Annotated in this window: 14 protein-coding genes and 1 rRNA gene; 14 read left to right on the top strand and 1 reads right to left on the bottom strand. The window is 51.1% G+C overall.

Annotation, left to right across the window (positions count from 1 at the left end; translation table 11 throughout):
• Window positions 1-517 precede the first annotated feature (517 nt).
• The 12 genes from ACFVTB_RS19825 to ACFVTB_RS19770 all read left to right on the top strand — a co-directional run bounded on the left by ACFVTB_RS19825 (window position 518) and on the right by ACFVTB_RS19770 (window position 12311).
• A complete protein-coding gene (locus ACFVTB_RS19825; RefSeq protein WP_387752937.1) occupies window positions 518-922 on the top strand; it encodes a GntR family transcriptional regulator in 405 nt (134 codons plus the stop codon).
• Window position 923: 1 nt separating this feature from the next.
• The gene (locus tag ACFVTB_RS19820; protein WP_387752935.1) at window positions 924-2024 is read left to right on the top strand and encodes a DUF1648 domain-containing protein; all 1101 of its coding nucleotides are present in this window, start codon (window positions 924-926) and stop codon (window positions 2022-2024) included.
• 51 nt (window positions 2025-2075) lie between these two features.
• Window positions 2076-2285, top strand: a complete 210-nt coding sequence (locus ACFVTB_RS19815) for a PLD nuclease N-terminal domain-containing protein (protein WP_387752933.1) — start codon at window positions 2076-2078, stop codon at window positions 2283-2285.
• Window positions 2285-3199: an ABC transporter ATP-binding protein gene (locus tag ACFVTB_RS19810; protein ID WP_387752930.1), complete on the top strand. Its 915-nt coding sequence runs from the start codon at window positions 2285-2287 to the stop codon at window positions 3197-3199. The genes ACFVTB_RS19815 and ACFVTB_RS19810 overlap by 1 nt, the downstream gene beginning before the upstream one ends.
• Window positions 3196-3972, top strand: a complete 777-nt coding sequence (locus ACFVTB_RS19805; protein ID WP_387752927.1) for an ABC transporter permease — start codon at window positions 3196-3198, stop codon at window positions 3970-3972. The genes ACFVTB_RS19810 and ACFVTB_RS19805 overlap by 4 nt, the downstream gene beginning before the upstream one ends.
• Before the next feature lie 147 nt (window positions 3973-4119).
• Window positions 4120-4503, top strand: coding sequence for an ATPase (locus ACFVTB_RS19800; protein WP_387752925.1), 384 nt, complete (start codon window positions 4120-4122; stop codon window positions 4501-4503).
• Between the two features lie 141 nt (window positions 4504-4644).
• Window positions 4645-4932, top strand: coding sequence for an Asp-tRNA(Asn)/Glu-tRNA(Gln) amidotransferase subunit GatC (gatC, locus tag ACFVTB_RS19795; protein ID WP_387752922.1), 288 nt, complete (start codon window positions 4645-4647; stop codon window positions 4930-4932).
• Between the two features lie 34 nt (window positions 4933-4966).
• Window positions 4967-6427 (top strand): Asp-tRNA(Asn)/Glu-tRNA(Gln) amidotransferase subunit GatA, encoded by a 1461-nt coding sequence (gene gatA, locus ACFVTB_RS19790; protein WP_387752920.1) that lies wholly within the window; start codon window positions 4967-4969, stop codon window positions 6425-6427.
• Window positions 6428-6440: 13 nt separating this feature from the next.
• Window positions 6441-7880, top strand: coding sequence for an Asp-tRNA(Asn)/Glu-tRNA(Gln) amidotransferase subunit GatB (gene gatB, locus ACFVTB_RS19785; RefSeq protein ID WP_387752918.1), 1440 nt, complete (start codon window positions 6441-6443; stop codon window positions 7878-7880).
• A gap of 167 nt (window positions 7881-8047) precedes the next feature.
• Window positions 8048-9928: a DUF4097 family beta strand repeat-containing protein gene (locus tag ACFVTB_RS19780; RefSeq protein ID WP_387752915.1), complete on the top strand. Its 1881-nt coding sequence runs from the start codon at window positions 8048-8050 to the stop codon at window positions 9926-9928.
• 77 nt (window positions 9929-10005) lie between these two features.
• Window positions 10006-10440 carry a peroxide-responsive transcriptional repressor PerR gene (gene perR / locus ACFVTB_RS19775; protein WP_387752912.1) on the top strand — a complete coding sequence of 145 codons (435 nt, stop codon included), beginning with the start codon at window positions 10006-10008 and terminating at the stop codon, window positions 10438-10440.
• A 125-nt stretch (window positions 10441-10565) separates the two neighbouring features.
• Window positions 10566-12311 carry a glycosyl hydrolase family 18 protein gene (locus ACFVTB_RS19770; protein ID WP_387752909.1) on the top strand — a complete coding sequence of 582 codons (1746 nt, stop codon included), beginning with the start codon at window positions 10566-10568 and terminating at the stop codon, window positions 12309-12311.
• Between the two features lie 73 nt (window positions 12312-12384).
• Here the strand turns inward: ACFVTB_RS19770 and ACFVTB_RS19765 are convergent, their stop codons facing one another.
• Window positions 12385-12747, bottom strand: a complete 363-nt coding sequence (locus ACFVTB_RS19765) for a YgzB family protein (RefSeq protein WP_387753296.1) — start codon at window positions 12745-12747, stop codon at window positions 12385-12387.
• A 165-nt stretch (window positions 12748-12912) separates the two neighbouring features.
• Between ACFVTB_RS19765 and ACFVTB_RS19760 the strand changes: the two genes are divergently transcribed.
• Both ACFVTB_RS19760 and ACFVTB_RS19755 read left to right on the top strand, forming a co-directional pair.
• Entirely contained in the window at window positions 12913-13788 is an 876-nt protein-coding gene (locus ACFVTB_RS19760) for a nucleotidyltransferase-like protein (protein ID WP_387752906.1), read from the top strand.
• Between the two features lie 498 nt (window positions 13789-14286).
• Window positions 14287-14479 (top strand): 16S ribosomal RNA (locus tag ACFVTB_RS19755); the annotation flags it as partial.

Here is a 14479-nt window from a genome sequence, read left to right as displayed (position 1 = left end):
CGGTACGGGAACCTGAAGAGGGCACGCCGAAACCGTCGTCGGATTGACGCTTTTGACGGGGCGCAGATTTTTTTATGGGGTCTTCGGGCTCAACACCATAATCAGTGCTTGACACTCTAATTAGTGAGGTCTGAACCACAAGTGACCGTTATAGCAAGACTTTGCATTCGAAAAGAAGGAGTGATGGTTTGAGCCAAGAACTGATTTCGGTTTGGAGCCGGTTTTCGGGCTAAAACTTAAAATCAGTGCTTGGCGTAAAAAGGAGAGTAAAGCGAAGGGGCAGAGGGATTCTGGAGAAACGATAGTGTTCGTTTTTAAAGCCAGATTCCTACCGCAAACATCTGTGCCTCTGGCCCGCAGCACTTCCTCTCACTTAATAGTCAGTTTTGAGTCAATACCCGTGCAAATAGGCGACTGCGTCTTGAATAATCATGTTACATCTGTTATATATTAAATATAACAGTTATAACTAAAGCTTTTATAGAATACAAAATTTAAAGAAGAAGGTCGTTCAATCATGATTATGGAGCTGGATTTGCAGTCGGATGTGCCGATTTACACACAGCTGATGGAGCAAATTATTGAAGGAATCGCAAGCGGCGATCTCAGTCCCGGAGAGGCGCTGCCGTCTGTTCGGAGCTTGGCTGCCGATATCGGCATTAATTTGCATACCGTGAACAAAGCTTATGCACTGCTCAAGCAGGAAGGATATATTCAGATCCATCGTAAAAAAGGCGTAGTCGTCGCGCCAAGAGATGAACTGCCTCCTGTGACGGAGGCCTATAAGGCCAAGCTGAACGTCCAGTTGAGACCGCTTGCGGCGGAAGCGATATGCAGAGGGCTCAGCCAAGGGGAGCTGGCGGAGATGATAGATCGGCTTTATCGCGATATCCAAACGAAAAATAATACCGGGAGTGATTAAGATGGGTATCTTTTTAACTTTATTGATTGTATTGGTACCGATAAATGTGATTTTCGCTCTCTCGCCGTTGCTGTCGAAGAAATCGATTCAGTTTGGCGTGGCGATTCCTGAGCCGTATTTATCGGAGCCTGAGCTGAAGAACGCGAGAAGGAGCTACATCCGTCTATCGGTACTTGTAGGAGCTGCCGACCTTGTGTGCTTCACCGCTTTTCTGCCTTGGAGGAGCGAGACGCTGCTGGCGGCGGCTATGATCACGGCAACTATCGGTGCGCTGCTGGGGCACTCGCTGTTGTATTTGTACTATTATAAGAAGCTGAGAAAGCTCAAATTGGATAAGGGCTGGGAAGAGGTTCATCCGTCCGGAGGCAAAGTCGTGGTCGATACTTCCTTCCATGCTTCGAAAAAAACGTACTCCAACGCTTGGTTTCTCATTCATATCGCTATTGCTGCTGCAACCGCCGTTTATTTGTACACGATTTACGACAGCATTCCGGACCGTTTTGCCACCCATTACGATTTCCAGGGAAAAGCGGATGCCTTTTCGAATAAAAGCTGGCTGACTGTCTTCGAAATCCCGATGATTCAACTGGCCATGATCGCCGTTTTCTGGCTCGTTAACTGGCTTACTGCGGTTACCAAGCAGCAGGCCGACCCGAAAGCGCCGAAAAAATCGTTAGCGAACAGTATTAAGTTCCGCAAGCTGACCTCACTTTTTCTAATTGCTTTAAGCTTGCCTATTATCGGTTTTCTATCGGCAATTATAATCGCATCCGTTACAGAGGGCGGGGATGCAATCATTCCGGTCATTACAATGACGTTTCTAGTCCTTCTAGTTGTCGGAATAGCCGCCATAATCACGATGTCGATTCGAGTCAAAAAAGAGGTTTATCAGGAAGAAACAACGATAACGCCGATTGACCGGGACGAGTATTGGAAGTTGGGCAGCATTTATTACAATAAGTCCGATCCAGCTCTGTTCGTTGAAAAACGGCATGGAATTGGTTTTACGGTCAATGCGGCCCGTCCGCTTGGCATGGCGCTCATGACGCTTCCGCTTATCATTATTATCATCGTTGTGGTTATTGTCAGCTTCTATTCATAGGCGGCCGCTAGCGAGCGGCCTACTTCTCATAAACGTACTGGGGGCGATTGAATGAATAATACGACGCTTGAGATCGGGAAGCTTCTCCCGATAATTGCCCCGCTGCTGGTCGTGCAGCTGCTGCTTGTCATTACAGCAGTCGTTGCGCTCACGAAAGCTGAGCACACGCGCGGACCGAAGTGGATGTGGGTCTTGATTATCCTATTTGTGAATTTGATCGGTCCGGTCGCATTCTTCATCTTCGGAAGGAGGAACCCGTAATGGCACTGCTGAAAGCGGAAGCGTTAGCGAAACGGTTCGGTACGAAACAAGCGGTGAAAAATATTAGTTTTTCGCTGGCAGAAGGAAGATGTACGGCACTGCTGGGCCCGAATGGGGCGGGGAAGACAACGACGCTTCGCATGCTGGCGGGACTGCTATCGCCCTCGAGTGGAGAACTGTCGTTTCAAGGCCGCGCGCTTGGGTCTGAACCGCGTACATGGCTTGGATATCTTCCGCAATCGCCAACGTTCTATAACTGGATGACGGGTCGCGAATTTGTGGTTTATGCTGGCCGGTTATGCGGGCTCTCCGCTCAGGATTCGAAGCGGCGCACGGAGGAGCTGTTAGAAAGAGTCGGATTAAAAGAATCGGCGGGACGAACAATCGGTGGTTATTCGGGCGGCATGAAGCAGCGGCTTGGACTGGCGCAAGCGCTCGTTCACCGTCCCGCACTGCTTATGCTGGACGAACCGGTTAGCGCGCTTGATCCGCTTGGCCGCCACGACGTGCTGGAGCTGCTTGAAGAACTGAAGCGGGAGACGACGATTCTGTTCTCGACGCATGTGCTGCACGATGCGGAGCAGCTTTGCGACGATGTCATTATTATTCGCGACGGGGCAATTGCAGTGCAAGGTTCTCTAGAGGAGATCCGGCAAAAATATCGCGTTCCTGTTATCACGCTCCATACCGAGCGTGATGAAGACTCGGAAAACTGGAGACTTCATTTTAAGGACAGCGGTTTTGTGAAGGAAGTGCGTCGTATCCCGTCCGGGCTGCAGCTGGAGGTGGACGATTTGGAACGGGCGCGGGAGCAGCTGCTGAAGCGGCTGGCTGAAGATCGTGTGCGGGTCGCCCGATTGGAATTCGGGCATTCCACGCTCGAGGAGCTGTTTATGAAGGTGGTGTCGGAATGAGGCAGTGGCTTATCTTATGCCGCAAAGAATGGCTGGAGCTTGTGCGCAGCTACAAGCTGATATGGGTGCCGCTCGTGTTCGTGCTGCTTGGCGTAAGCCAGCCGGTGTCCCTTTATTTTCTCCCTGAATTGCTGGCCGCGGCCGGAAATATGCCGGAGGAAGCGATTATCAACATTCCGGTACCGCAAGGGGGAGAGGTGCTGGCGCAGACGCTTCAGCAGTTCGGTATTATTGGATCGCTCATTATTGCCCTTGCCTTTATGGGGGCGATATCCGGTGAACGAAATTCAGGCACGGCGGCGCTGATTCTTGCCAAGCCGGTGTCGCGCAGCGCTTTTGTACTGGCGAAGTGGTCGATGATGCTGCTGCTTGTCTGGCTTAGCTTGGGCTTAGGCTTTCTGGGCTCTTGGTATTATACGGAAGCGCTGATCGGATCGGTAGCAGCGGCTTCGGCCTTGAAGGGTTTGCTGGTATACGGAGTATGGCTGTCGCTGGTCGGAACGCTCGCTGTTGCGGCCAGCTCATGGTGGCGAAGCGGAGCGGCTGCCGCATTCACGGCGCTTGGCGTTGCCGGGCTGTTAAGTCTTGCTTCTTCTTTTTTCTCGAAGGCGCTGGCTTGGAGTCCCGGCAGATTGCCAAGTATCGCGGCTGAAATCATTATGGAAATATCGGGGGGAGTGGAGTCGGCGGCAGCGCTCGGGAGCTGCGGGGCGTTCAGTGCGCTGTTGCTGGCTTCGGCGGTTTGGCGGCTGCGAAAGACGGAATTTGAATAGTCGGCTTTCTATTAATAGAAGGGCGCAGTAACGGAAACGAAGCGGACCGTATCCGGCATTCTTGTCTATTACTGCAATTGGACAGCGCTATTATTTTTTAGTAGGATAATAGTGATAGTTCGCGGTTGATAGACAGGAGTGAAGACGATGTTGAAATTGGGGTCCAAGGTCGTCATAATCGCCGACCAATTCGAGCAAAATCTCCCGATCGGGGAATATGGCTATATTATCGCTTATGACCGCAATGCGGACAATGTGTTCGATTACGTGCTGCGGGTGCCGGCGGCTAATCGGAACTTTCTCATACCGGATGAAGATGTCGAGCTGGAGGAAGTGCTGGTACAGCAAGAGGTAGACCGGGTGGAGCGCGAGGCGCTTATCGATTATGCTTTGGCAACTTATAATGAAGAGTTGTTTAACTGGATCGTGAAGGGCGAAGAAGCGGAGACGGAAGAAGTCGACAATGCCGGCGGCGAGAGTCAAAGCCGGGAAGATTTCATTCGACAAGTAAATTTAAAGGCTTGGATATAGCAAAGGCGCCGGGCTCCTGACGAGTTTTCGACAGGAGCTTTTGCTTTTCGAGAATATACGCGCCGGCTACTTTGTGAAAATGCGATTCTGAGCTATAATATGAAGAATGAAGCGAGGATGGAAAGGGAGGAATAAGCACTCATGAGCATTACGTTAAAGGATGTCGAGCATGTGGCCAATTTGGCGCGGCTTGAGCTGACGGACGAAGAGAAGGAAAAATTCACGGGTCAACTTAACGCGATTTTGAAATATGCGGAGAAGCTGGACAGTTTAGATACGACGGACGTGGAGCCGACGAGCCATGTGCTTCCGATCACGAACGTTATGCGGGAGGATATTACCCGCGAGTCGCTGCCGATTGAGAAGGTACTGCTTAATGCGCCGGACGAAGAAGACGGGCAAATTAAAGTACCTGCCGTATTAGAGTAGAACAGTATAGGGGATTTGAAAGGAGGAGCTGCTGTTGGCACTGTTCGATTTACGCCTTCAGGACGTACATAACAAGCTGAATAATAAAGAAATTAAAGTTTCCGAATTGGTGGAGGCTTCTTATCGCCGCATTGCGGATACGGATTCCGCCGTTCGTGCGTTTATTACATTGAATGAAGAAAACGCCAAGAAACAAGGGGACGAGCTGGACAAACAGCTTCAGGACGGCTCCGAGCGCGGTCTGCTTTTCGGCCTGCCTGCTGGCGTTAAAGATAATATTGTAACGGAAGGCTTGCTTACCACTTGCGCGAGCCAGTTTCTGAGCAACTACAATCCCATTTACGATTCGACGGCTGCTTCGAAGTTGAAGGCCGCGCAGGCGGTTACGATCGGAAAGCTGAACATGGACGAGTTCGCTATGGGCGGCTCGAACGAGAACTCCAGCTACTTCCCGACACGCAACCCTTGGAATACCGATTACGTTCCTGGTGGCTCCAGCGGCGGTTCGGCCGCATCGGTCGCAGCCGGTCAAGTCTATTTCTCGCTCGGCTCAGACACCGGCGGCTCTATCCGCCAGCCTGCAGCCTATTGCGGAATCGTCGGCCTGAAGCCGACATACGGTCTCGTATCCCGTTTCGGCCTCGTTGCGTTTGCCTCGTCGCTCGATCAAATCGGACCGCTGACGAAAAACGTAGAGGACTCGGCGTACGTGCTGCAAGCGATCGCAGGCTACGACGAGAAGGACTCCACATCTGCGAATGTGTCTATTCCGGACTATACGTCCGCTCTGACTGGCGACGTAAAGGGTTTGCGTATCGGCGTTCCGAAGGAATACTTGGGAGCAGGCATCGATCCGCAAGTGAAGGAAGCGGTTATGAACGCGCTCAAGGTCTATGAAAGCCTGGGAGCGACATGGGAAGAAGTTTCCTTGCCGCATACGGAATATGCGATCGCAGCTTATTACCTGCTCGCTTCGTCCGAAGCATCCTCGAATCTTGCCCGTTTCGACGGCGTCCGCTATGGCGTGCGCGCGGACAATCCGGAAAATCTGATCGACCTGTACCGCAAGTCGCGCAGCCAAGGCTTCGGTCCGGAAGTGAAGCGCCGCATCATGCTTGGCACGTACGCGCTTAGCTCCGGCTATTACGATGCGTACTATTTGAAAGCGCAAAAGGTGCGTACGCTCATCAAGCAAGATTTCGATCAAGTATTCGAGAAATTCGACGTCATTATCGGGCCAACCGCTCCGACATCCGCCTTCAAAATCGGCGAACAGGTCGGCGACCCGCTGACGATGTATTTGAACGACATTTGCACGATTCCGGTCAGCCTGGCGGGCGTTCCGGCAATTAGCGTTCCATGCGGTTTCTCCAACGATTTGCCGGTCGGCTTGCAAATTATCGGCAAAGCGTTTGACGAATCGACCGTACTGCGCGCGGCCCATGCCTTCGAGCAAAATACCGAATTCCATAAACAAAAGCCGCAGCTGGGATGAGAGGAGAATGACGATGTCAGAAGCAACGAAATATGAAACAGTTGTCGGACTGGAAGTGCACGTCGAGCTGCATACGAATAGTAAGATCTTTTGCGGCTGCTCGACCGCCTTCGGAGCTCCGGCGAATACCCATACTTGTCCGGTCTGTCTCGGACATCCCGGCGTTTTGCCTGTATTGAACAAGCAAGCGGTAGAATACGCGATGAAAGCGGCGATGGCGCTGAACTGCGAAATTGCGGATATTAGCAAGTTCGACCGCAAAAACTATTTTTACCCGGATTCGCCGAAGGCGTATCAGATCTCGCAGTTCGATCAGCCAATCGGCGAGAACGGCTGGATTGACATTGAGGTGGACGGCAAGACGAAGCGAATCGGCATTACCCGCCTTCATCTGGAGGAAGACGCTGGCAAGTTGACGCACGTGGACGGCGGTTACGCGTCGCTCGTCGATTTCAATCGTGTCGGCACGCCGCTCGTCGAAATCGTATCCGAGCCGGATATTCGCACGCCGGAAGAAGCGAAAGCTTATCTTGAGAAACTGAAGGCGATTATGCTTTATTGCGAAGTGTCCGATGTGAAAATGGAGGAAGGCAGCCTTCGCTGCGACGCGAACATCAGCCTTCGTCCTTATGGACAAGAGAAGCTCGGCACGAGAGCCGAGTTGAAAAATATGAACTCCTTCCGCGGCGTACAGCGCGGCTTGGAGCATGAGCAATTGCGCCAGGCCGACATTCTCGACCGCGGCGAGCTGGTTGTTCAGGAAACTCGTCGTTGGGACGAGACGCAGAGCAAAACGTTCTCGATGCGCGGCAAGGAAGAATCGCATGACTACCGTTACTTCCCGGACCCGGATCTGGTTCGCCTCCATATCGACGGCGAGTGGAAAGCGCGTGTCCGCGCCTCCATTCCGGAGCTTCCTGACGCTCGCAAGGCGCGTTATACGGGTGATTATGGATTGCCTTCCTACGATGCCGAAGTCATCACGTCTTCGAAGAAGCTCGCTGATCTGTTTGAAGAAAGCTTGACGCATACGAAGGATGCCAAAGCGGTTTCGAACTGGATTATGGGCGATCTGCTCGGCTACTTGAATGCAAACGGTCTGGAGCTTTCCGAAGTGAAGCTGACCGGTCAAGGACTTGGCGAAATGATCGGCCTGCTAGAGAAAGGCACGATCAGTAACAAGATCGCCAAGACCGTCTTCAAAGCAATGCTCGAAAGCGGCAAGCTTCCGCAGCAAATCGTTGAAGAGCAAGGACTCGTTCAGATTAGCGACGAAGGTGCGATTCTGGCGATCGTCGATCAGATCATCGCGAATAACCCGCAATCGGTAGAAGATTTCAAAGCGGGCAAGGATAAAGCGATCGGCTTCCTGGTCGGCCAGATTATGAAGGAAACGAAGGGGAAAGCAAACCCTGGTTTAGTCAACAAGCTGCTGCTTGATCGACTGAAATAAGGCGGGCATTCCCCGCCGGAAGTTATAGCAGCCTTAGACAGGCGCCGTTCATCAATCGGGATGGACGGCGTCTTTTGCAAACGATAAAGTATTCGTGAGAGAATGGCTGCAACGCGTATAATAAAGCGGAGATATTTGAACCAAATCAAGCAAATGGAGGGCGTGCCTTGGGTGAGTTCGGAATGAATCGTCCGAAGAGCAGAACGATAGCCGTTCTTTTCGCTTTTCTCTTGCCGGGAGCGGGTCATCTGTATACGGGCCATTATTTAAGAGGCTTGCTGCTGATGGCGGGACTATTGCTTGATTATACGGCTATCATCCATCTGGCGGACGCTAACGGGGCGCGCCACTTGCTGCTTATCGTCTATTTGGCGATGGCGCTGCCCGTTTTTTATTTTTATAGCGTCTACGACGCGCTGCAAAGTATAGAGCGTCAGCCGGGCAAAGGAACGGCAAGAGGTGTAGCTGGCGGTCTCCTCGTCATGGCGGCAGGAGCTGTACTTCTCATTCTAATTGCGCCTCCTGATGCGCTGCGCCCGTGGATGAACGAGTTGGCTGAATATGCAGTGGGTCCCCTGTTGGCATTGCTTGCAATCATTCGATGGATATTAGGACGGAAAGGAGCGGTGGAAGTGTTCAAGCTGGGACGGTACACGTCCGCCGTTATTGTCATTACGGTTGGCGCACTGCTGCTATCCGATCAAATACAGGGACGCAACGATATTGCGCTTCTTATGCAATGGTGGCCGGCTGCTTTCATTTTGCTTGGCGCTGAAATTATTGGATACAGCGTCGTTCAGCGGCGCCATGCCCGCAGGCTGCGCCTTGATTTTGGAGGAGCAATGCTAGCCTTCATTATCGCCGGATCGGCTATCGTCATTACGCAGTTCGCGGAACTGCCTTTCCGCTGGTTGGATCAATACGTCGATCTTAACGGAACGGCGGATTATAGCGGGGAAACAGGATTTCGCTATGAGAAAGAGCCGGTTCGCTTTGTGTTGGACGAAGGCGTTACCGATATTCGCGTGCAGAACGCCAACGGCAATGTTGCGGTGCGAACGGGAGAGAGCGAACAGGCGATCATTGAATCAGAAGTTTGGGTCGATCTTCCGGAGGAAGCGGAAGCCGCACGAGTGGCTGAGCGTTCGAAGGTAGAAGTAAACGTGAGCGAAGCGGGAAAAGTTTCTGTTCATGGCAAAGGCGAGCCATTCGGTACGAGCGGGGGAAGGAGCCCTCGCATCAATCTAACGATTATATTGCCGAAGAAAGCAGTAGATGAAGGTCAACTGCCGCCGGAGGAGGGGACGGCTGATTTCGGTCCGTCGGAAACTCCGGGTAGCGGAAGCCAAATTAACGATCCGAACGAAGCGGATGAAGTGGATGAAGCAAACGATGCAAACGATGCGAACGAAGCGACGGATGAGGCTCCAGCGAATACGAAGACGCTGCGGATCGAAGTGAGCAACGGTACGGTCGACGTCGAAGGCGTCGATGCGGGCGGCGGCTTGGTTGTGAAGACGGCCAATGGCAATATTAAGGCAGACGTTATTAATGGCCCTGTCGATTTGTCTGCAAGCAGCGGAGAGGTTTTTGCAAAGGCCGTTACTGGAGCCACAGTTCTCTCCGCCAAAAACGGAGCGATTCGCGCGGCGGATATCGAAGGTGCGCTAACCGCTTCTACTATTAATGGAAGCATTGAATTGAAGCGAGTCTCAGGCGCCATCGAGGCAGAAACGAAAAACGGTAAAATCAGGATCGAGGAAGCGGGTTCTTCCGTTAAGGCGGATACGCTGAACGGCGAAATCGAGCTAGACAGCTCTGTCGTCGCCGGCGATTGGGATATCGACAGCTCCGTGGGCGAAATTCGTTTAAACATCCCTTTCCAAGGCAATTTTAGCGTGTACGGCTCGGTTACATTTGGTTCCATCACGACCGATTTTCCGTTCACGACGAGCAAAAAGACGGTCAGAGGGACGGTCGGCGAAGGTACCTACCGAATTCTGATCAATGCCGCAAACAGCATTTCAATTAAGCAAAAAGGGCTATGAGCAAAGAGCGCTTTCATTGACAAAACATTTTAAATAAACGTACAATAGTTTTATCTAATTCGAAAGGCGTGAGGGGAATGGGAGCAGCCAGCGTTACTCAAGCACTAGAGCAACTGAAGATGAATGGCGTCCGTATGACCCCGCAACGTCACGCCATATTAAGCTATTTGATGGGCTCCATGTCGCATCCGACTGCGGATGAGATCTATAAAGCACTGTCACCTGACTTTCCGAGTATGAGCGTGGCGACGATCTACAATAACCTTCGGCTATTCGTAGAAGCGGGATTGGTCCGCGAGTTGACCTACGGCGACGATTCGAGCCGGTTCGATGCCGATCTATCGGATCATTATCATGCGATATGCAAGCATTGCGGTCAAATTGTAGATTTTAATTATCCGCCGTTAATGGAAGTGGAACGCGCGGCATCCGATATTACAGGCTTCATGGTTGAAGGACATCGGATGGAGGTCTATGGCGTATGCTCGTCCTGCTGCGCCAAGCAAGCGTAGCGAGCAGAGCACAATGAACAGAACTACACTCAAATAACGTGCAGGATCGGGTTATGCCCGGATTTGCACGTTTTTTTCATATCAGGCTCTAAAGGGCTGGCGATAATGGATTGGAGGGCGATGAGTTGGAAACTGCGACGTACACCAGGACGCCGCGAACGCCGCGCCGACGCAAAGGCGGCGGAGCAAGGGTCGTGTTTTTGTTTTTTATCATTGGCATTATAGCTGCCGCCGGTTGGGGGTATTACATCAAATTCGTCCCGAGTAACGAGCACGTCGTTGTTTCTTACTCGTCAGAGCATCCGATAACGTTCCGAGGCGAGGTGATGGACGACGGAGCCCTGATCGAGAATGGCGAGCTTAAGCTGCCTTTAACCGCGGTGGATGCTATCCTTGGAGAGGACAAGCCCATTCGTTATGAGGCGGATTCCGGTTCGATTATTATGACGACGGCCGATAAAGTTCTTCGTTTGAAAACCGACTCGCTCACGGCCACCGCGAACAGCAAACCGTATAAGCTGCGAATTGCGGCGGAAGCGAAGAACGATACCGTTTATATTCCAGCCGGCCCGCTTGAAGAACTGTACGGTCTGAAGGCGGAGACAATTGACGGTACCGGCATCGTTGTGCTGCTGCAAGCAGGCAAGTCCGTTCAAATCGCGGAAGCGGTTGCGGGGAAAGGATCTCCGATCAGGACAGAACCGACCATTCGTGCTCCGTACGTAGAGAAGGTAGCCGCAGGTCAATCCTTCCGCATTTGGGGCGAGAAGGATGGCTGGCTTTACGTGCAAGGGCCAGACGGTCATTCCGGTTATATGGCAAAAAAACATGCGGCATTGACCGATATCGAGACGGTGCCTGAGCCGAAGAGAGAATCTGCTTTTATTCCGTGGAAGGTCATGGGACAAAAAATCAATTTGGTGTGGGAAGCGGTCTACAACAAAAATCCTGATCCCTCTACGATCGGAGCTCTTCCGGGCGTCAATGTCGTAAGCCCGACTTGGTTCGAGCTGATGGACGGAGAAGGCACTATTAAAGGAAAAGCAGATCCAGCATATGTGAAATGGGCGCATAATCAAGGCATGCAGGTATGGGCGCTGTTCAAGAACGGCTTTGAGCCTGATCGGACGACCAAGGCGCTCGCATCCGCCGAGACTCGTTTTTCAATGATTCAGCAGCTGCTTGGATTTGCCGAACTGTATCACTTGCAAGGCATCAATATCGATTTTGAAAATGTCCGAACGTCCGATAAAGAGAATTTTGTACAATTCGTCCGGGAATTGACGCCTTTGCTCCATGAGCAGGGATTGGTCGTATCGGTTGACGTTACGCCGAAGTCGAACAGCGAGATGTGGTCGCTCTTTCTCGATCGCGCCGCGCTTGGCAAGGTTGTCGATTATATGATGCTCATGGCGTATGACGAGCATTGGGCATCAAGCCCGAAAGCGGGATCAGTCGCTTCGCTTGGCTGGACGGAAAACTCGATAACGCGCATTCTGGAGGAAGACGGCGTGCCTGCGGGCAAGCTCGTTCTTAGTCTGCCATTGTATACAAGAATTTGGACAGAGAAGAAGGATGAGAACGGAAAGATAAAGGTCAGCTCAAAAGCGGTCGGTATGGATAAAGTGAAAGAAATCGTTGCGAGCAAAAAGCTAAAGCCGGTCTTCGACGAGAGCGCAGGACAAAACTATGTGGAGTATCAGGAAGACGGTGCCTTGAAACGGATTTGGATCGAGGATGACGTATCGATCAAAGCGAGGGTCGAACTGATTCGTAAGTACGATCTAGGCGGGGCTGCATCATGGCAGCGTTCTTTCCAAACGGCCTCCATCTGGAAAACCATAGATGAAGCGTTAAACAAGCGGCCTTAATTGAATCTTTTCTTCATAAACAGCAAAAAAGCCCTTTGCACTTCAATGTGCAAGGGGCTTTTTGCATGTGTCCTTATTGTTCGGTTGTTGCAGTCGCGCTTTCGGGCACATGCGTCGCTTGCGCCGGGTCGAGCGTCAGCATCGTTTTGCAATACATGCAGCGGTCTGTTTTACCGAGCATTTTCGTAGGGCGTCCGCACTCCGGACATTGCAGCATTGTGGCGCTGGTAGACATCATGCCGGCCCAGAAATAGACGATGACGCTCGCCAGCAAGGAAATCATCCCGAAGACCATAAAGATCGCGGCAAAAATTTTACCGGCTTGGCCCCACCAGATAATGCCTGCCGTTCCTAAAATCATGATGCCCATGCCAACCAGAGTGAACACGAGACCCCATAACCGGAACTCATTAATTTTAGCTGATTTGAAAAAAATCTTGTTCACGATTTCCAATCCTCTCCATCGTAATGGCGTTATGTAGAATTAGACGGTTTTCTTGCGTTGAAAAGCAGGAAACCGAACCTACTTTGTCGAAAAAAGAAATCACCGTAGACTATTATTATAGCCGAATCCAACTGGATACGCTATACGGAGGCCGAAGTGGAACAGATCAAACAGCATGTTATGGAAACTTTTCGTATGCAGTCCGGTGTCGTCAGTCTTGCTCTTGTGGAAAATCCTTACCCGTACAACCCTTTTACCGAAGGCTTGGATGTATTGCTCTTGCTTATTTCGGAGGAGGAAGGTGCGGCAGGAACGGATCATCTTTCAATTGACGGCGATCGCGTTCTTGTGCGTACAATTCAGATGGAAAGCTTGCAACGATGGGTGGTCGGCGGTGAAAACCGCAGTATTATCGAATGGATCGTTCGAGGGGAGATATTGATGGATCGCGGCGGTTTTTTAACGAATATGCGCGAACAGATCATGATTTTTCCGAATGAGATGCGCGAACAGAAAAGGCTGGTGGAGTTCAACGGCTTTTTGCGGGCTTATTTGCAAGCAAAGCATGAGCTCGATAACCAAAATATATTAGATGCGTACAGCCACAGCTTAACTGCATTGCATCATTGGGCGCATATCGTTCTTGTAGAGGAAGGAAAACATCCCGAACTGACGGTGTGGAAACAAATGAAGCATGTGCATCCCGGCGTCTACAAGCTGTATGAGGAGCTAACGGCGAGCAATGAAACGTTAAAGCAGCGCGTTGAACTGGTCACACTTGCGTGTGAATTCACGGTAATGAATAAAATGAAGTCTTGCTGCTCGCTGCTGCTAGACGTCATCGCGGAGAGGGAAGAGCCGTGGAGCATTGCCGAGCTGCAAAATCATCGGGAGATTGAGGAACTGCAAATCGATATTTCCCTTGTGGTGCAGAACTTAGTGAAGCGCGCTTATGTGCGGGAAGTTGCGGTCATGCCGAACAGCGTCGATACGGAGGCGCTGGAGTTGAAGTATATAATGCCTGCTATATGAGTCAATAGCTTGTTCATTCGTACCTGCTCGAAGCTTTATTCGGGCGGGTACTGTTGTTTTAAAGTAGCACTTAAGAAGTGCATATAATGAAGGAAAACTTTTTTGCAACTAAGGCTTGACTTCATTCGCGAGGCTGTGGTAAATTAATATTCGCCGCTTTTGAAGGGCACTTATAAAGATAAGACATTGGCACAGGAACGATTCGTTTTTGCTGCCAGAGTGATTAGAAAGCAGTACATAATCAGCTTTTAAAAAAAATGTCGAAAATCGAAAAAAAGTGCTTGCAAAAACATAGGCGACTGTGATATATTATAAAAGTCGCCGCTGAGCAATACGGCGCACACGATGAAAAAAAGATTGTTCTTTGAAAACTGAACAACGAGCGAAACTGCCCTGTTAATCCTAACGGATTAATGGAAAAGCGATAAAAAAGATTGAGCAAGTCAAACTTCAATTCGAGCTTTCCCAGTCAGCCTTCGGCTGACAACAGGAAACTCTTTAATGGAGAGTTTGATCCTGGCTCAGGACGAACGCTGGCGGCGTGCCTAATACATGCAAGTCGAGCGGACTTGATGGAGTGCTTGCACTCCTGATAGTTAGCGGCGGACGGGTGAGTAACACGTGGGTAACCTGCCCCTAAGACTGGGATAACATTCGGAAACGAATGCTAATACCGGATACGCGATTTGGT

Source organism: Paenibacillus sp. NPDC058071, assembly GCF_042885235.1.
GTDB lineage: Bacteria > Bacillota > Bacilli > Paenibacillales > Paenibacillaceae > Pristimantibacillus.
Note: the sequence above shows the minus strand (reverse complement) of the source record. Positions and strands in the feature narration are given on the sequence as shown.